Source organism: Candidatus Arsenophonus lipoptenae, from assembly GCF_001534665.1.
Taxonomy (GTDB): Bacteria; Pseudomonadota; Gammaproteobacteria; order Enterobacterales; family Enterobacteriaceae; genus Arsenophonus; species Arsenophonus lipoptenae.
The window spans coordinates 468,485-487,437 of record NZ_CP013920.1; the positions used below are offsets into that span (position 1 = coordinate 468,485).

The 18,953-nt window shown below is 24.0% G+C and carries 16 protein-coding genes and 2 tRNA genes; 13 read left to right on the forward strand and 5 right to left on the reverse strand.

Annotated elements, in window-relative coordinates; genetic code table 11:
- Nucleotides 1-312 precede the first annotated feature (312 nt).
- The 3 genes from AUT07_RS01880 (at nt 313) to gshA (ending at nt 2,230) form a co-directional block, all read left to right on the forward strand.
- Nucleotides 313-405 (forward strand) — tRNA-Ser (locus AUT07_RS01880).
- A gap of 10 nt (nt 406-415) precedes the next feature.
- Nucleotides 416-490 (forward strand) — tRNA-Arg (locus AUT07_RS01885).
- A gap of 180 nt (nt 491-670) precedes the next feature.
- Complete coding sequence (gshA, locus tag AUT07_RS01890; protein WP_066283441.1) at nt 671-2,230, forward strand: glutamate--cysteine ligase; 1,560 nt, start codon at nt 671-673, stop codon at nt 2,228-2,230.
- Between the two features lie 72 nt (nt 2,231-2,302).
- Here gshA and AUT07_RS01895 read toward each other — a convergent pair whose 3' ends face one another.
- Nucleotides 2,303-3,595: a CNNM domain-containing protein gene (locus tag AUT07_RS01895; RefSeq protein WP_395496607.1), complete on the reverse strand. Its 1,293-nt coding sequence runs from the start codon at nt 3,593-3,595 to the stop codon at nt 2,303-2,305.
- Nucleotides 3,596-4,197: 602 nt separating this feature from the next.
- Between AUT07_RS01895 and ffh the strand changes: the two genes are divergently transcribed.
- From ffh to rplS, 5 genes are all read left to right on the forward strand, one after another.
- Nucleotides 4,198-5,553, forward strand: coding sequence for a signal recognition particle protein (gene ffh / locus AUT07_RS01900; RefSeq protein WP_066283446.1), 1,356 nt, complete (start codon nt 4,198-4,200; stop codon nt 5,551-5,553).
- A gap of 127 nt (nt 5,554-5,680) precedes the next feature.
- Entirely contained in the window at nt 5,681-5,950 is a 270-nt protein-coding gene (rpsP, locus tag AUT07_RS01905) for a 30S ribosomal protein S16 (RefSeq protein WP_066283454.1), read from the forward strand.
- The gene (rimM, locus tag AUT07_RS01910) at nt 5,940-6,494 is read left to right on the forward strand and encodes a ribosome maturation factor RimM (protein ID WP_066283461.1); all 555 of its coding nucleotides are present in this window, start codon (nt 5,940-5,942) and stop codon (nt 6,492-6,494) included. Before rpsP ends, rimM begins: the two co-directional genes overlap by 11 nt.
- A gap of 36 nt (nt 6,495-6,530) precedes the next feature.
- Nucleotides 6,531-7,283: a tRNA (guanosine(37)-N1)-methyltransferase TrmD gene (gene trmD, locus AUT07_RS01915; RefSeq protein ID WP_066283462.1), complete on the forward strand. Its 753-nt coding sequence runs from the start codon at nt 6,531-6,533 to the stop codon at nt 7,281-7,283.
- An 82-nt stretch (nt 7,284-7,365) separates the two neighbouring features.
- Entirely contained in the window at nt 7,366-7,719 is a 354-nt protein-coding gene (rplS, locus tag AUT07_RS01920) for a 50S ribosomal protein L19 (protein WP_066283464.1), read from the forward strand.
- A gap of 306 nt (nt 7,720-8,025) precedes the next feature.
- On the opposite strand, the gene AUT07_RS01925 is transcribed toward rplS, so the two are convergent.
- Entirely contained in the window at nt 8,026-9,747 is a 1,722-nt protein-coding gene (locus AUT07_RS01925; protein WP_066283470.1) for a proline--tRNA ligase, read from the reverse strand.
- Nucleotides 9,748-10,165: 418 nt separating this feature from the next.
- Here AUT07_RS01925 and gmhB point away from each other — a divergent pair, with 418 nt between their 5' ends.
- Complete coding sequence (gene gmhB / locus AUT07_RS01930; protein ID WP_066283472.1) at nt 10,166-10,753, forward strand: D-glycero-beta-D-manno-heptose 1,7-bisphosphate 7-phosphatase; 588 nt, start codon at nt 10,166-10,168, stop codon at nt 10,751-10,753.
- Nucleotides 10,754-11,002: 249 nt separating this feature from the next.
- Nucleotides 11,003-11,629, forward strand: coding sequence for a Fe-Mn family superoxide dismutase (locus tag AUT07_RS01935; protein ID WP_066283480.1), 627 nt, complete (start codon nt 11,003-11,005; stop codon nt 11,627-11,629).
- Nucleotides 11,630-12,035: 406 nt separating this feature from the next.
- Here the strand turns inward: AUT07_RS01935 and AUT07_RS01940 are convergent, their stop codons facing one another.
- The 3 genes from AUT07_RS01940 to rppH all read right to left on the reverse strand — a co-directional run bounded on the left by AUT07_RS01940 (nt 12,036) and on the right by rppH (nt 14,529).
- Complete coding sequence (locus AUT07_RS01940; RefSeq protein ID WP_066283482.1) at nt 12,036-12,887, reverse strand: thymidylate synthase; 852 nt, start codon at nt 12,885-12,887, stop codon at nt 12,036-12,038.
- 68 nt (nt 12,888-12,955) lie between these two features.
- Nucleotides 12,956-13,858, reverse strand: coding sequence for a prolipoprotein diacylglyceryl transferase (gene lgt, locus AUT07_RS01945; RefSeq protein WP_066283484.1), 903 nt, complete (start codon nt 13,856-13,858; stop codon nt 12,956-12,958).
- Nucleotides 13,859-14,031: 173 nt separating this feature from the next.
- The gene (gene rppH / locus AUT07_RS01950; RefSeq protein WP_066283487.1) at nt 14,032-14,529 is read right to left on the reverse strand and encodes an RNA pyrophosphohydrolase; all 498 of its coding nucleotides are present in this window, start codon (nt 14,527-14,529) and stop codon (nt 14,032-14,034) included.
- Nucleotides 14,530-15,591: 1,062 nt separating this feature from the next.
- Here rppH and thiB point away from each other — a divergent pair.
- From thiB to thiQ, 3 genes are read left to right on the forward strand one after another with little or no spacing between them, the layout of a single operon-like run.
- Complete coding sequence (gene thiB / locus AUT07_RS01955) at nt 15,592-16,584, forward strand: thiamine ABC transporter substrate binding subunit (protein WP_066284172.1); 993 nt, start codon at nt 15,592-15,594, stop codon at nt 16,582-16,584.
- The gene (gene thiP, locus AUT07_RS01960) at nt 16,557-18,161 is read left to right on the forward strand and encodes a thiamine/thiamine pyrophosphate ABC transporter permease (RefSeq protein WP_066283489.1); all 1,605 of its coding nucleotides are present in this window, start codon (nt 16,557-16,559) and stop codon (nt 18,159-18,161) included. Before thiB ends, thiP begins: the two co-directional genes overlap by 28 nt.
- Nucleotides 18,154-18,855 carry a thiamine ABC transporter ATP-binding protein ThiQ gene (thiQ, locus tag AUT07_RS01965; protein WP_066283491.1) on the forward strand — a complete coding sequence of 234 codons (702 nt, stop codon included), beginning with the start codon at nt 18,154-18,156 and terminating at the stop codon, nt 18,853-18,855. The genes thiP and thiQ overlap by 8 nt, the downstream gene beginning before the upstream one ends.
- Nucleotides 18,856-18,953: the final 98 nt, after the last annotated feature.

Genomic DNA, 18,953 nt, shown 5'->3' on the forward strand with positions numbered 1-18,953 from the left:
TTTAAAATTTGTATTCGTTACATTTATGTAACTTACAATAAATATTATTTAGATAAATTCTTTTTTTAGATTTTTAATCAAATTATTTTTATTTTGTTATTTATTAATTTTATTTAAATGTAAATTGATTTATAATTTACTTATAAGATATATAAAAATTTTGTTTTTTTGAATGATTAATTATATATTTTAAAATGTATAATTAATTTATAACTATAAAACATTAAATTATTTGATTTTTAAAATTTAGAAAAGTAATATAAATGATATTATATCAACGGATATCATATAATTATATTAATTTTATTTTATGGTGAGGTGGCCGAGAGGTTGAAGGCGCTCCCCTGCTAAGGGAGTATGTTGTTAATAACTGCATCGAGGGTTCGAATCTCTCCCTCACCGCCATGTTAATAATGCATCCATAGCTCAGTTTGGATAGAGTACTCGGCTACGAACCGGGTGGTCGGAGGTTCGAATCCTTCTGGATGCGTAGAATATAAAACCTTGTCAATTAAGACAAGGTTTTATATTCTACGATATATATAATTATTAATACATATTTTTTTAATTTTAAATTAGATATAAGACAATAATTTAAATTATTTTCGTAAAAGTTACTTTTAACAGTAATAATTAATAATTAATAATTAATAAATAACGGAAGATAATTTTGATTCCTAATGTATCAAAAAATCTATTTTTATTAAATTCATATCCTAATATTTTTAATGATATCCGTCGAGGAATTGAACGTGAAACATTAAGAATTACCCAAAAAGGAAGATTAGCTCAGTCACAACATCCTAATAGTTTAGGAAAAGCATTAACCCATCCATGGATTACAACTGATTTTGCAGAATCTTTATTAGAATTTATTACTCCTGTTAATAATAATATTAGGTATGATTTGGCATTTTTAAGAGATTTATATCGATATACAATACGTAATCTTGATAATGAATTGTTATGGCCATTAAGTATACCTTGTTTTATAGAACATCAAGATAATATAAAACTTGCTAAATATGGTGTTTCCAATATAGGTCGTTTTAAAACATTATATAGAGAAGGATTAAAAAATCGTTATGGTGCTTTTATGCAAACAATTGCTGGTATACATTATAATTTTTCATTGCCAATTAAATTTTGGCAAATATTAATAGGAATTAAAGATGCTGAAAGCGGCAAAGAAAAAATTTCTGCTGGTTATTTTAGACTTATTAGAAATTATTATCGTTTTGGTTGGGTTATTCCATATTTATTTGGTGCTTCTCCGGCAATTTATAGTTCTTTTGTTAAAGATAGATCTAGGAAATTAAATTTTGAAAAAACATCTACAGGAATCTATTATTTGCCTTATGCAACATCATTAAGAATGAGTGCTGTAGGATATAATAATAAATTTCAAAATCATTTAAAAATTAATTTAAATAATTTAAAAAATTATATTGGATTAATTCAACAAGCTATAAAAAAACCATCACCTGAGTTTGTAAAATTAGGTATTTATAATAAATATGGACAATATTTACAATTAAATACTAATATTTTGCAAATTGAAAATGAATTTTATGCTCCTATTCGTCCCAAACGTGTACTTATTGGTAATGAATCATCGTCATATGCATTATTAAAACGTGGAATTGAATATATTGAAGTTAGATCTTTGGATATTAATCCTTTTAATGCTATTGGTATTGATGAAATTCAGATTCTTTTTCTTGATCTCTTTTTGATTTGGTGTGTTTTAGCAGATTCACCATTAATGGATGAAAAAGAATTGAATTGCTGTAGATATAATTGGAATAAGGTTATTCTTGAAGGGCGTAAACCAGGACAAATAATTGCTATTAATTGTGGTAAATTAATAAAACCTTTAAAAGATGTAGGTCGGATTTTATTTGATAATTTAATAAAAATTGTTGATATGTTAGAATACATCGATAAAACAAGATATGAGAAAATTTTCTCTCAACTAACTATAATGTTTGATAATCCAGATCTCACTTATTCTGGAAAAATATTATCACCTATGATTGAAAAAGGTATTAGTTATTATGGATTACAGTTATCGCAATATTATTATAAACAGTTAAATAATGAATCTTATGAAGTTATAAATTCTACTAAATTTACTAATATCTGTCATAATTCAATTTATAAACAATTAGAAATTGAACAAAGAGATAAAATGAGTTTTGATAATTATTTAAAATTTTATTTTAAATAAAAAAATAAAATATTTTAGATTAATTAATAGAATAATTTCTTAAGAAGAATAAGAACTATAAAATTTAAGTTGTCACGTTCTTTTTTTTGTTGTAAATGGCACTTCTATAGGTGTTGCTATTATTTTTTTTATTACATTACCGTTGATAGCTAATACTTTAAAACAATATTTACCTATCTTAATTTGAGTATTTATTTTTGGAATATCTCCTAATTCTTCTAATAATAAACCATTTATAGTTCTAGCCCCATCAACAGGTAAATCCCAATTTAAAGCCTTGTTTAATTCCCTTATATTAGTGGTACCATCAATTAAAATAGAACCATCTTTTTGTAGTAAAATTTCTTCATCCAAACTTGGAAATATTGAAGTAGTAAAATCACCAACAATTTCTTCAAGAATATCTTCTACTGTTACTAATCCTTGAATATCGCCATATTCATCAACAATAATACCTACTTTTTCATTATTTCGTTGAAATTTTATAAGTTGTATATTTAATGGTGTGTTTTCTGGGATGAAATAAATTTCATCGGCAGCTCTTATTAAATTTTTTTTATTGAATTCTTTTTTTTTAACCATGAGACGATATGCTTCACGAACACGTAACATACCAATCATATCGTCAAGTGTATCACGATAAAGAACAATTCTTCCGTGTGGTGTATGAGTTAACTGCCTTATAATAGATTTCCATTCATCATTAACATTAATTCCAATGATTTCATTTCTTGGCACCATAATTTCTTCTACAGTCACTTTTTCTAAATCTAAAATTGAAATTAACATATCTTGGTTACGACTAGATAGTTTGCTTTTAGATTCATTAACAATTGTACGTAATTCATCTTTACTAATTGCATCGCTATTTATAATAGGTGATTTGATACCTAATAAATGCATAAATATAAATGTAATATTATTAAATAACCAGATAATTGGTAGCATTAATTTTTGTAATGGTTTTAATAGTAGACTACTATTGAATGCTACTTTTTCTGGATAAAGTGTAGCCATTGTTTTTGGTAACACTTCAGCAAAAATCAAGATTATAATAGTTAAGCTACTAGTGGCAATAACAACACCAATATCACCGTATAGTTTCATACCAATAATGGTTGCCAATGATGATGCTAAAATATTAATTAAATTATTACTTATTAAAATAAGACTGATTAAACGATCAGGTTGTTTTAAAAGAATTTCAACTCTACGAGCAGCTGAATGCCCGTGTTTTGATAAATGACGTAATTTATATTTATTTATCATCATCATCCCTGTTTCTGATGCAGAAAAATATGCAGATAAAATAATCATTATAATTAATATTATAATTAAAGTATTTATTGATATTTGCTCCAAAATTAAATTCCTGTGTTAATTAGTAAATAAAAATATTTTTAAATACATATATATTTAAAATTTATTATAATAAATTCATTTTATTTATGAAATAAATATGCTATCCAAATTTAGATAATTAATAATTTATTGTAAAATTAAATTTTAATACTTATTAAATTTAAAATGATTTAATTAAAGATTAAATACTTTTAATCTAAATACTTTTAATAAAATTTAAATAATTCTAAAATTATATAGTTATAAATATATTATATTTTTATAAATTTTATAGTATATTTAATGACAGATATATTATAACTATTTAGTTATATGTAATTCTATTTTTATTGAATAAACTAACTTAGATAACTTATTTTTTAAAATTAATTTTTTATTAGAAAACTTTTAGTTATGTTATATATATTAATATATTAGTATTAAAATCTTTTCACTAAAATATTTTTTATTTAAATCTAAAATTAATAATATATCTTTTTAAGATTTAGTTTGTAATGCTTAAAAATAATTTTTTATGAATTTTAATATATAATTTTAATATTCTTAAAAAGTTTTTTTGATTATTAAAAGTATTAATTTAAAATAAATCCAATAGAGTAAATAATATGTTTGATAATTTAACAAATAAATTTTCTAGTATATTAAGAAATATTAGTAGTCGTGGAAGATTAACTGAGAATAATATAAAAGAAACACTACGTGAAATTCGTATAGCATTATTAGAGGCTGATGTGGCTTTACCAGTTATTAGTGAATTTATTAAATTAATAAAAAAAGAAGCCATAGGGCAAGATATAAATAAAAATTTAACCCCAGGTCAAGAATTTGTAAAAATTGTTCAAAAAAAACTAACAAAACTAATAGAAGGAGTTAGTGGTGTTTTAGATTTAGAATCACAAAAACCAAGTGTTATTTTTGTAGTTGGGTTACCAGGTTCTGGTAAAACTACTACTGTTGTTAAATTAGGAAAGTTATTAAAATATCAAAAGAAAAAAAAAGTTTTAGTTACTTCCATTGACGTTTATCGTCCTGCTGCTATTAAACAATTAGAGGTACTGACTAAAATAGCTAATATAGATTTTTTTGCATCTAAATCTCATGATAAACCAATTACAATTGCTGTTAATGCACTACAACATACAAAAATAGAACTTTATGATGTGCTTATTGTTGATACTACAGGATATTTACATATTGATGAGTTTATGATGAAAGAAATTCAAACTGTCCATAATGCTATTAATCCGATAGAAACATTATTTGTTGTAGATGCTATGGTTGGACAAGATATTGCACATGCATCTAAAATTTTTAATGAGAAATTACTATTAACTGGAGTCATTTTAACTAAAATTGACAGTGATACTCGTGGAGGAGCAGCATTATCTATTCAATATATTACTGGTAAACCAATTAAGTTTTTAGGAATAGGAGAGAAAATTAATGATTTAGAGATTTTTTATGCTGAGAGAATAAGTTCTCGTATTCTTGGTATGGGGGATACTTTATCTTTTATTCAAGCAATAGAAAATAAATTAAATAATAAAAAAATAAAAAATATTGCTTATAAATTTAAAAATAGTAATAGTTTTAATTTAAATGATTTTCTTGATCAGCTAAAATATATGCGTAGTATTGGAGGTATAACTGCCTTATTAAATAAAATACCTAGTGTATTACAATGTTTTAATTTTATTGAATCAGATATTAATAATAAAACGTTAATTAGAATGGAAGCTATTATTCGTTCAATGACAAATAAAGAACGAGAAAATCCAGAAATTATTAAAGGTTCACGTAAAAGACGTATTGCGCTTGGTTCTGGAACACAAGTACAGCATGTTAATAAATTGCTTAAACAATTTTATGATATGAAACATATTATAAAGAATGTAAAAAAAGGAGGATTATATAAATTAATATGTAAGATTAAGATGTTAAATAATTTTTATAGTAATTAATTACTAATAATTAAGAATTTAATTCTTACTTGCTTTTTATAATAAAAATAATAAAATAAATTTAAATGTAATATTTAGCATATTTTATGATTTGTATCTCGCTAGAATTTTTTTGTTGAGGGAAGTTATGGTATCAATCCGTTTAGCTCGTGGTGGTGTAAAAAAGCGTCCATTTTATCACATTGTTATTACAGATAGTCGTAATTCTCGTGATGGTAGATTTATCGAACGTCTAGGTTTCTTTGATCCTATATCAGGAGGTAAGTCTGAACAATTGCGTTTAGATTTAGATCGTATTAACTATTGGATTAGTATAGGAGCTAAAGCATCAGATCGTGTATTAACTTTAATAAAAAAATATAAAAATCATTTAAGTTTTGATGGTCATGTTAAATAAAAAAAATTATTTGCAGACGCCTATTAATCCAATTGCATTAGGAAGATTAGGATCTCCGTATGGTATTCTTGGTTGGATTAGAGTGTATTTGTATACTGAATACATTGAAAATATTTTTAAATATCAACCGTTATTTGTTCGTTATTCTTATGAATGGAAACTGATAGAATTAGAGAAATGGAAATATCACAATAAATGTATTATTTTAAAAATAAAAAATATCAATAATAGAAGTTCTGCTATTTTGATGACTAATTTTGAAATTATTATTGATTCAATACAATTACCTATTCTTAATGATAAGGAATATTATTGGAGGGATTTAATTGGTTGTGAGGTTATTACTATACAAGGATATTATAATTTAGGTTATGTTAAGGATTTAATAGATACTGGTGTAAATGATGTATTAATAATACAAGCAACTATAAACGATGCATTTCATATTAAAGAACGATTAATACCATTTATTGATAAACAAGTAATAAAAACTATTAATTTTACTACTAATATTATTGAAGTAGATTGGGATCCTAAATTTTAAATTTTATATATTAAAAATATATTAGTGAATAGAAAAATGTTGATAGGGATAATTAGCTTATTTCCGGAAATGTTTCGTGCAATAACAGAATATGGAATTATAGGTCGAGCAGTAAAAAATGGTTTGTTAATTATACATTTTTGGAATCCAAGATATTACTCTCAAAATAAACATAAAACTATAGATGATCGGTTATATGGTGGTGGACGTGGTATGTTGATGATGGCACAGCCACTTATAGATGCTATTCATGCAGCTAAATCTAAACTAGGAGGTGAAGAAGATGATATTAAGGTGATTTATTTATCCCCACAGGGACGTAAATTAAATCAACAAGATTTATATAAAATTATGGTTAATAACAAATTAATTCTAGTTTGTGGAAGATATAAAGGTATTGATGAACGTATTATTGAAATGGAAATTGATGAAGAATGGTCAATCGGTGATTATGTTTTGAGTGGGGGAGAATTGCCAGCAATGGTAATTATTGATGCAGTTGCTAGGTTGATTCCTGGTGTATTAAATCATTATGAATCATTAAAAGATGATTCTTTTGTAACTGGATTACTTGATTGTCATCATTATACTAGGCCTAAAATATTTAATAACATACAAGTTCCTAGTGTTTTATTATCTGGTAATCATGCGAAAATAAAACGTTGGAGAAAAAAACATTCATTAGGTAGAACATGGTTGAGAAGACCAGATTTATTAGATAATCTATTACTTACTGAAGAGGAAACAATTTTATTAACAGAATTTAAAAAAGAAATTAAAGATTGTTAAATTAAGTCTAGATTATAAAAAATATTTTTTATACTTTTTGATAAATAGTAATTTTACAAGTACTAGGAATAAAATATTAATTATGAGTAATATTATTTATGCTCTTGAACAGAAACAAATTAAACAAGATATACCATTATTTCGTCCAGGTGATACCGTAGAAGTTAAGCTATGGGTGGTTGAAGGGTTAAAAAAACGGTTACAATCTTTTGAAGGTATTGTTATTGCTATTCGTAATAGAGGGTTACATTCAGCATTTGCTGTTCGTAAAATTTCTTATGGTGAAGGTGTTGAGAGAGTATTTCAGATACATTCACCAATTATAGATAGTATTATAGTTCACCATTTAGGTTCGGTACGTAGAGCGAAATTATATTATTTACGTAAACTTTCTGGTAAAGCAGCTCGCATTAAAAAGCGTTTAAAAATAAAATAAGTGTTTTTTAGAAAAATTGTCAAAAATATGGTGCATCATATATATGATATAGTATAATTTTTGTAAAAATTATACTATTAATAATTTAAACCATATATGTTTAAATATTAAAATTCTAATAAAATTAATATTAATTTTATTAGATATAGTAAGTATAATTTTTTAGTTAAAACAGACAAAATATTATTTGTTGTTAGATATATCAGTATAATTATATATGTTATTATTTAATAATATGTTGTAAAAAATTTTATTTAGTTTAATAACTAAATAGCAGACTAAATTGTTTATTTTTTTAACTAAAAATTATAGCAATGTTTTTAAAAAATCATTTATTTTAGTAAGTTTAATATATTTTTTTTCGTTATTTTGATGATAGTTACGTTGTTTATATTCAAACTCATTATTATCTAAGTTGCGATCACTAATCACAATTATGTGTGGTATTCCAATAAGATCCATTTCAGCAAACATGATACCAGATTGTACTTTTCGATCATCAAAAAGTACATCAATACCGTTTGTTAATAAATCATAATAAAGTTTTTCAGCTATTTCTTTAACTCTAGTTGAGTTATACATGTTTATTGGTAAAATAGCAACTTGAAAAGGTGCTATTGCATCAGGCCAGATAATTCCTTTATCATCATGATTTTGTTCAATTACCGCTCCTATAATTCTAGTGATACCAATACCATAACATCCCATCATTATTTTTTGATTATAACCAAATTTATTTTGAAATTTTACATTCATAGCTTTAGAATATTTGGTGCCTAATTGAAAAATATGTCCAATTTCTATTCCTCGTTTAATTTTTAGTATTCCTTTTCCATCCGGACTTAGATCTCCTTCAATAACATTACGTAGATCATAAATATTAGACAAAGGAAGATCTCTCTTCCAATTAATACCAAAATAATGTTTATGTTCAATATTTGCTCCAGCACTAAAATCACTCATTACTGCAACACTCCTATCGATTATGATTGGTATAGGTAAATTAATAGGTCCTAATGAATTTAATTTGAGTTTTAGTTTTGTATAAATTTCTTTTTCTGTTGCAAATCTTAATGGACTAGCGATTATAGGATGTTTTTCTGCTTTAATTTTATTTAATTGATGATCACCTCTAATTAATAAGGCAACAAATTGATGACCACTATTTTTTTTTGCATCAACAACAAATATTTTAATTGTTTTTTCAATAGGTATATTATATTTACTTATAAGTTCAGAAATAGTTTTGACATCAGGTGTATCTACAAGACGTAAATTTTCAGTAGGTGCAGCACAACAAGATTGTATACAAATTGCTTCTGCTAATTCTATATTAGCAGCGTAATTTGATATATTAGAAAATACAATATTATCTTCACCACTATTAGCCAATGCTTGAAATTCATGTGAAGTATTACCACCAATAGAACCAGTATCTGCTTGAACTACTTTAAAATTTAAGCCAATACGCTTAAATATTGAACTATATGCCGTATACATTGCATCGTATGTTTGTTGTAGAGACTCTTTGTCTTTATGAAAAGAATAAGCATCCTTCATAATAAATTCACGAGATCGCATAACACCAAAACGTGGTCTAATTTCATCACGAAATTTTGTTTGTATTTGATATAGATTTAATGGTAGTTGTTTATAAGATCGTACTTCATTACTGATAAGATCACTAATAACTTCTTCATTAGTTGGACCAAGTACAAAATATCTTTGGCTACGATCAATAAAACGAAGTAATTCTGCTCCATATTTTTCCCAACGTCCACTTTTTTTCCATAAATCTGCTTGTTGTACTATAGGCATAGAAATTTCCATTGCACCAGTTCTATTCATTTCTTCACGAATAATATTTTCAATCTTTCTTAAAACTCGTATACCAGTAGGTAACCAGTTATATAATCCTAAAGACATTTTACGTATCATACCTGAACGAAGCATTAATTGATGACTAATAACTTCTGCTTCTTTAGGATTTTTTTTTAAAGTAGATAGAAGGTATTGGCTGGTACGCATTCTTAAATTTCCATTGATAAAGAATGACTTATCATATTATTTAATAAATTTAGTTTAATTGTATATTACAAATTTATTTATAATTATTTTTTATTGAAAATATAAATATAATATTTAACTTATTTAAAATAAATGATATTTAATATTTATTAAATTTTATTTTTTATTGAATGTTATAGAATCATATAATGTATATGGTACAATAACAATATTTTTATTTATTTTATGTTACAATTTAGTAAATAAAATATTTTTTAAAAAGTATCTGTGATTATAAATTAATAGTTTTTAGAGGTTAAAATTATTCTTTAATATTATTAATCTAAATGAGATAAATTAAATGATTTATTTGATATTTTATAATTGATATAGAAATATATTAAACATATTCTTATATAACTGTTGAGTGATGATATTAATGAATTTAAATATTTCAGCTATTTTTCTCGATCGTGATGGTATTATTAATTATGACTATGGTTATGTATATGAAAAGGATACTTTTCAATTTATAGAAGGTAGCGTTGAAGCACTTCAAGAATTAAAAACAATGAATTATGTTTTAGTTATAGTAACTAATCAATCAGGCATTGCTAAAGGATTGTTCACAGAAACACAATTTATTGATTTGACTAACTGGATGTATAGGGAACTTATTCAATATGGTATAAAAATTGATGGTATTTATTATTGCCCACATCATCCTAATGCAATTAAAATGAAATATAAACAAATATGTAATTGTCGTAAACCAAAAGCTGGTTGGTTATTTACAGCACAAAAAAAAATGAATATTAATATGAAAACTTCTTATATGGTGGGAGATAAATTATCTGATATGAAAGCAGGTAAAAATGCTGGAATAGGTACTACTGTATTAGTAAGTGTTAATAATTCTATTATGGATTATGATAAAAAATATGTTGATTGGATTATAAATAGCTTAGCAGAATTACCATATAGAATAAAAAAATATCAAAGTGTTAATAATATATTATTAAAATAAATAAAAATTTATACATATATTTATATCAAAATTAGATAATTAAATATTATAAACAGTATAAATTTATTATTTTTATTCTAAATTTGACTATTAATTAACAAAAAGATATAGTTGCATTCTTAAATGCAATTATTGCTTTAAGAAATAAAATATATAATTTAAAATACAAATATATATAAAAATTACTTTATATATAAATTAACAAAATAAATTTAAATTATTTTTAAATATTAGTAATAGGAGTTATTAATGAGTTATATATTACCTTCTTTATCATATAATTATGATGCATTAGAACCGTATTTTGATGAAAAAACAATGAAAATACATCATACAAAGCATCATCAAACATATGTGGATAATACTAATGATATATTAAAAGATTTTCCTGAATTTTCTAAACTTGAAATAGAAGATTTGATACAAAATTTGAATAAAATACCTTTAGTTAAGCGTACTTTTTTGCGTAATAATGCTGGCGGGCATGCTAATCATAGCATGTTTTGGAAAGGATTAAAAATAGGTACTGAATTACAAGGACAATTAAAATCAGCAATTGAACGTGATTTTGTTAGTGTAGAAAATTTTAAACAAGTTTTTGAAAAAACAGCATTAACCCATTTTGGTTCTGGTTGGGCTTGGTTAATATTAACATCTAATGATAAATTAGTAGTAATTTCTACTTCTAATCAAGATAATCCATTAATGGGAAACTTAGTTTCCAATATTTTTGGTTATCCCATTCTAGGATTAGATCTTTGGGAACATGCTTATTATCTAAAATATGAAAATCGTCGACAAGAATATATTCAAGCATTTTGGTCGGTTATTAATTGGGATGAAGCAGCAAAACGATTTGCAAAAAAAACATTCTAATAAAATTTTTATTGTTTTTATATAGTATTTTAAAAATTAAAAGTTTATTTAAATTTTTATAAAAGAAAATTAAAATTAATGAAAGATAAGTATATCGAAATATTCGATATTTATACAATCTTAAATTGTTTATATTATATAAACTATATTAAATTATATTAAAATAATTAGAAAACAGCTTTTAATGTTGTTATGTATAGAAGATATCTATAGGTGATCTATTATCTTATAAATATTCTAAGTTTGTTTATATAAACTAGTTGTTTTTATTTTTATCAAAAAATTTTTATAAAATATTTTATATTAATACAGTATATTGACTATAATATAATGCATATATAAGTTAAATATTTAATATTTTTGTTATTTATTAATAAACAAAGTAAAAGCATTTAAGCAAAAGCATCTATACTGTAAATGGATATTTAATTGGTTCATGATGTTGATAATTAATAACATTAAAATCATTGCTACTTACCCAAGTTTCAATGTCTTTTAATGTTTTTATAGCAGGGTTAATATATAATTGTGGTAAAGAATAAGGAGTACGTTTTAACTGAATATCTCTCATAATTTGTAATTGATTATCATAAATATGGGCGTTAACTATTTTATGGTAAACCTTACCTGGTATAAGGCTTGTAATTTGAGCTACTAATGCTAATAAAACAAAACATTGAATTTGATTAAAATTAAGCCCTAAAGGGACGTCACAACTACGTTGATAAGAAGTTAAATATAACTCATTGGATAATAAAGAAAAATGATGAGTATGCATACATGGTCGTAAACAACCTAATTCTAATTCCCCAGGATTATAAAAAGTAATTATTTCTGCTCTATCATCTATCCCAATTGATAAATTATTAATAACTTTTTTAAGCTGATCTAAAAAGGTTCCATCATGAAGTCTCCATGATCTTCCTTGAACTCCATAAATTCTACCTAAATCATCTGTACCTTTACGGTTTGGATTATTAAGCCATGCTTGATTTTGATTTGCATTAGCATTCCAAGTATTACATCCAATATTTCTAAATTGTGCAGCGCTAACATATCCCCTTAGATAACCTAATAATTCAGCAATGGCTGATTTATAAAAACTTTTACGAGTTGTAATTAATGGGAATTGATTATTTTTTACATCATATTCAAAATCAACATTTATAACAGTTAAACATTTTGCTTTAGTTCGTTGATTTTCTATCCACTTTCCTTCATTAATAATACGTTGACATAAATCTAAATATTGTTTCATTATTATTATTTAGTGATACTTTAAGTTTTATAAAATTATATAAAATATAAATTTATTTATTTTTTAATTTATTTATTTCTTTTTAACATTTTTAGTAATGTACTATTATCATCATTACTTTTATATGTTTTATATGCATATATAAATATAATAATACCAATAATAATCATAGGAATCGATAAAATTTGTCCCATGCTTACCCCATAAATTAATCCTAACTGTGTGTCAGGTTGACGGAAAAATTCAATAAAAACACGAAAAATACCATAATTTATTAAAAATAAACCAGACACACTCCCCTGTGGGCGTTTTTTTTGTATAAATAAATTTAAAATAATAAACAATATAATACCTTCAAAAAACATTTCATAAAGTTGTGATGGATGTCTGGGTAACACCCCGTATTGTTTTAAAATAGGTAAAAATGAAGGATGTTGATTAACAATTTTGATATCTTCTAAATGTGATCTTGGAAATAATATTGCCCACGGTGTATTTAATGTTATACGCCCCCAAAGTTCTCCGTTAATAAAATTACCTATTCGTCCTAATCCTAACCCGAATGGAATTAATGGTGCAATAAAATCTGAAATTTGAAGAAAACGATAATTAGTTTTTTGAGAATAAATAAATATAGCTAATATTACACCAATTAATCCACCATGAAAAGACATTCCTCCATGCCATATTTTAAATAAATATAAAGGATTATGTATAAAATAAGATAAATTATAGAATAGAACATATCCTATGCGTCCACCAATGATAACACCTAAGAATCCTATATAGAGGATATTTTCAACATCATTACTTGTTAATCCATTATTATTTTTAATAGCTCTTTTTTTTGCTATCCATAAAGTGAAAGAGAACCCTAATAAATACATTACACCATACCAATAAATATTTATTGGTCCAATTGATAACATAACAGGATTAATATTAGGAAATATTATATAATTATTATACATTAATTTTATTCCTTTATTGTTAAAATAGAATTTAATAAATATAACATCATTAAATGAAGTTTAAAAAATAATAATGTTTTTATTTATAAAATAAATATTAAATAAAAAATACTATATGATATTTTTTATCATAAATTTTAATATAGATTTAGTTGATATATAAATATATTATTTTAATAAATAATATTGTCATTAGCTAATGACATAACTATTGGAGCAAATTCTTTCATGACATGTCGATAAACATTATATTTAAAAGTAATTACTTGACGAATAGGGTACCAATAACTCACCCATCGCCAACTGTCAAATTCAGGTGTTTTGGTTTTTTGTAAATTAATATTTTTGTCATCACAAACTAATTCTAATAAAAACCAGAGTTGCTTTTGTCCAATACATAATGGTTTTTTATTCCAACGTACTAAACGTTTTGGTAGCTTATAATGAAGCCATTTTTTTGTATATGTTAATATTTTTACATCATTATCATTTAATCCAATTTCTTCAAATAATTCCCTATACATGGCTTGTTTAGGTGATTCATTTTGATGAATCCCTCCTTGAGGGAACTGCCATGAATGTTGTTCATACCGCTTAGCCCATAATACTTGACTCTTTCGATTACAAATTACAATTCCTATATTATGGCGGTAGCCATCATTATCAACCATCTGACTACCTCATTTAAAAGTTAATTAACTTATTAGTATATATTGTATTGTATTATTTTTTGATTAGTATTATTATGTCTATTAAAATTTATTTAATAATAATATTATTTTTTTAAAAAAAACAAATTACATAATGTGTTTTAATTAAAGTTAAGTGTTTCTAAGTTATTTATAAAATATTTTTAAATAATTAATAATTAGTTACATAACTATATTGTTCTAAATTAGAAGTAGTGGATATTGTATTATCCAGTCTTATGTTAAATAATTTTATTAAATGAATTATTCATATAAAATAATTAATTTAATAAAATATTATTAGTGATAAAATTGAAAATTTAGTGTTTTATTTTATAAAAAATTAAAAATCGTTTATTTATAGTATATGATGTTAGGTTAATATAGTTATAAATTTTTTAAAATGCATATTTTTATTTATAAAATATTTGTAATTGTAAAAGACATTCTAAAGAACAAAAAATATAGATTATTTTATTATAGTTATTTTTTAATATAATATATTTTAATGTAAAATATATTAATAATTGTAAACTATAGTAATAATTATATCATAAAATTAGTTTGTAATGTTTAACGTTTTTCATTTATATCTTACAAAGATTAATTATAAAATAAACTATAAAATATAGAAATATATATATTTTATTTTCAGTTAAAATTTATAATGAAATATTTTTAATTAATTCAAACAAATTATTATTATCATTTCTTTTTTACTGTTCTTGCAATTTAAGAATAGTATGTAAAATTTTAATAGTATGTTTTTATGAATAGTGGCAATATAAAACTTTATTAATATTTAGTAAATTATTTATTGATATGTAAGTATTGGTATAGTTAATTAAATTGCATTTATGTTAACTAATTAATAATTGTTAAAATTAACATATTTATGTAAAATTAATATTTACATGTAATATTTATATATAAATTTGAGTGACTGATCAATCTATTAAATATTTTTATTAGTTGTTTAAATTCTTATTTTAATTTAGTTAGATTTTATTATCTTTATTATAGATAAAGAGGAGCTAGTTATTGATATTTTTTAAATTAATAATTGTTATTATAATATTTTTATCATCTTTTTCAATTCAAACCAAACCTATATTGACTGTGTATACTTATAATTCTTTCATTTCAGATTGGGGTCCAGGACCTATAGCAAAATATATTTTTGAACAAGTATGTAATTGTAATCTTAAATTAATTGGTTTAAATGATGGAATATCTTTATTAAATCGACTTAGAATAGAAGGAAAAAATAGTCCAGCTGATATTGTATTAGGTCTGGATAATAATTTAATTGATTTAGCTAAAAAAACTGGATTATTTATTGAAAGTAAAGTTGATATAAGTCAATTGAAATTACCTATAGCTTGGAAAAATAATATTTTTATTCCTTATGATTATAGTTATTTTGCTTTTATTTATGATAAAAAAAGGATTACTGAAGTACCTAATAGTTTAGATGAACTTATCAACAGTCCAAAACCATGGAAAATTATCTATCAAGATCCACGTACTAGTACACCAGGTTTAGGGTTATTACTTTGGATCCAAAAAATTTATAAAAAATATAGTGTGCAAGCTTGGAAAAAATTATCTATAAAAACAGTGACTGTTACTAGAGGATGGAGTGAGGCATATGGACTATTTTTAAAAGGTGAGAGTGATTTTGTTCTCAGTTATAGTTCTTCACCAGGATTTCATTTATTAATAGAAAATAAGAAAAATTATGCTGCTGCTCTTTTTTATGAAGGCCATTATCTTCAAATTGAAGTTGCTGGTCAGTTAGCAACCAGCAAAAATCCTAAGCTTGCACAACAATTTATGCAATTTATTTTATCACCAAAATTTCAAAGAATATTACCAATAACTAACTGGATGTATCCAGTAATTGATATCCCCTTACCTGATTTTTATAATAATATACCAGTGCCAAAAAAATCTTTACAATTCAACGCAGAAGATATAAGTAAATATCATAATCAATGGATCTATTTATGGCAAAATGCTGTCAACCAAAAGTAAGTAATTCAATTTGGCCTGGGATAGTTATATCAATTATATTGATTTCTATCACTGTAGTTATTTTTAGTTCTTTATTGTTTTTTTTTTCTAAAATTAGATGGGAAGAATTTATATATGATGGTTATTTATTCTATGTTATTAAATTTACTTTTATACAAGCGTCAATATCTACCGGGTTAGCCATTATACCTGCAATTTTTTTAGCAAAAGCACTTTTTAGACGTCATTTTCTAGGTAGAAAATTATTGCTGCATTTATGCTCTATTACACTAGTATTACCAGTATTAGTAACTATTTTAGGTTTATTAACTGTATATGGGCGTATGGGTTGGATTTTCAAGTTGTGTAACTTATTAGGAATTAATTATAATTTTACTCCTTATGGATTAAAAGGTATAGTACTAGCTCATATTTTTTTTAATTTTCCATTAGCTAGCAAAATTTTATTATTTTCATTAGAAAATATTTCAGTTGAGCAAAGACAACTTGCTGCACAATTGGGTATGAATCAATGGCATATTTTTTGTATTATTGAATGGCCTTATCTTAGAAGACAAATATTACCAATATGTACATTAATTTTTATGCTGTGCTTTACTAGTTTTGCTACTGTATTAATACTTGGTGGTGGTCCTAATGTAACTACGATTGCATTAGCTATATATCAATCATTAAGTTATGATTTTGATCTAAATAAAGCAGCCGTATTGGCGTTAATTCAACTTTTTTTTTGTTTATCTGTAGCTTTATTAAATCAAAATCTTAATATTATTATTTCGGTTGGTAATAGCCACAATTTAAAATGGAAACATTTAAATGATAGTAATTTGCTAAAATTGTGGGATACACTAATAATTAGTATTACAATAATTTTTTTAATTCCACCATTATTAGCAATTATTATTGATTCCTTAAATTTTAGATTATTACAGGTATTACATAACATAAAATTACTGCAAGCATTTACAAATTCAATACTTATCTCCATTAATTCTGGTATACTTTGTGTTATCTGTACTGTAATGTTACTTTGGAGTATTCGTGAATTACGTTTACGACATTCAATATTTTTTTGCAGAATATTGGAAGTTAGTGGATTATTAATATTTTCAATATCAGATTTAGTTTTAGCAACTGGATTATTTTTGTTATTACATAATTTTATTAATTTAAGTTATTTAACTTATAGTTTACTTATATTAACAAATGCTTTAATGGCTATTCCTTATGCTTTTAAAATACTAGAAAACCCTATGTATGATTTAGCTGAACGTTATAATTTATTATGCATTTCATTAAATATAAAAGGTATTAATAGATTTAATCTTATTGAATTAAAATCTTTAAAAAAAACAATAGGACAAGCTTTTTCTTTTGCTTGTATGCTTTCAATAGGTGATTTTGGTGTTATTTCTTTATTTGGTAATGAGAATTTTCTTACGCTACCTTATTATCTTTATCAACAACTAAGTTCATACCGTAATAATGATGCTGCTGTAACTGTATTAATAATATTATTACTTTGTTTTAGCTTATTTATTTTGATAAAATATTTATCTGGAAAAAAATATGATTAAATTAGATAACCTTATTTATTCTTATAATAAAGTAAGAATGCAATTTGATTTTCAAGTAAGTAAAGCAGAAAAGGTTGTAATATTAGGACCTAGTGGTGCAGGAAAAAGTACTTTACTATATTTAATTGCTGGATTTAAGTTTTCACAAAGTGGAAAAATTTTATTGGATGGGAAAAATCATACTACTTCATTACCTGAAAAACGACCGGTTTCAATACTTTTTCAGGAAAATAATCTTTTCCATCATCTAACAGTTTGGCAAAATATTGCTTTAGGTATTGCACCAAATTTACATTTAGATCGAGCTCAACAAGTTGCAGTAAATAATATTATAGAACAAGTTTCATTAAATAATTGTATTCAATGCTTACCTTCTCAAATATCAGGTGGGCAGCGTCAACGTACTGCTTTAGCACGTTGTTTAATTAGAAAAAAACCAATTTTATTATTAGATGAACCATTTTCTGCCCTTGATCCAGTATTACGTAATGAAATGTTAACCTTACTTAAACAGGTATGTGATAAACATCAATTAACACTATTAATGGTATCACATAATCTAGAAGATACTAAAAAAATTGCAATTCGTGCAATATTAATTGCAGAAGAAAAAATTGCTTATGATGGTCAATTAGATAATTTGATAAATGGATTAACGCAAGAAAGCATTTTATTAGGTATAACTCCTCGTTAATAATAAAATAATTATAATAAAACTAATTAATTATGTATTTTTAAAAAGTGTATATTTATAAATATTTTTGAAGATTAATTACATGTATTATTTATTTA

Coding starts and splice junctions, on each gene's coding strand:
- ffh (WP_066283446.1), top strand. CDS start 4,198: ATGTTTGATAATTTAACAAATAAATTTTCTAGTATATTAAGAAATATT.
- rpsP (WP_066283454.1), top strand. CDS start 5,681: ATGGTATCAATCCGTTTAGCTCGTGGTGGTGTAAAAAAGCGTCCATTT.
- rimM (WP_066283461.1), top strand. CDS start 5,940: ATGTTAAATAAAAAAAATTATTTGCAGACGCCTATTAATCCAATTGCA.
- trmD (WP_066283462.1), top strand. CDS start 6,531: ATGTTGATAGGGATAATTAGCTTATTTCCGGAAATGTTTCGTGCAATA.
- rplS (WP_066283464.1), top strand. CDS start 7,366: ATGAGTAATATTATTTATGCTCTTGAACAGAAACAAATTAAACAAGAT.
- AUT07_RS01925 (WP_066283470.1), bottom strand. CDS start 9,747: ATGCGTACCAGCCAATACCTTCTATCTACTTTAAAAAAAAATCCTAAA.
- gmhB (WP_066283472.1), top strand. CDS start 10,166: ATGAATTTAAATATTTCAGCTATTTTTCTCGATCGTGATGGTATTATT.
- AUT07_RS01935 (WP_066283480.1), top strand. CDS start 11,003: ATGAGTTATATATTACCTTCTTTATCATATAATTATGATGCATTAGAA.
- AUT07_RS01940 (WP_066283482.1), bottom strand. CDS start 12,887: ATGAAACAATATTTAGATTTATGTCAACGTATTATTAATGAAGGAAAG.
- lgt (WP_066283484.1), bottom strand. CDS start 13,858: ATGTATAATAATTATATAATATTTCCTAATATTAATCCTGTTATGTTA.
- rppH (WP_066283487.1), bottom strand. CDS start 14,529: ATGGTTGATAATGATGGCTACCGCCATAATATAGGAATTGTAATTTGT.
- thiP (WP_066283489.1), top strand. CDS start 16,557: ATGGCAAAATGCTGTCAACCAAAAGTAAGTAATTCAATTTGGCCTGGG.
- thiQ (WP_066283491.1), top strand. CDS start 18,154: ATGATTAAATTAGATAACCTTATTTATTCTTATAATAAAGTAAGAATG.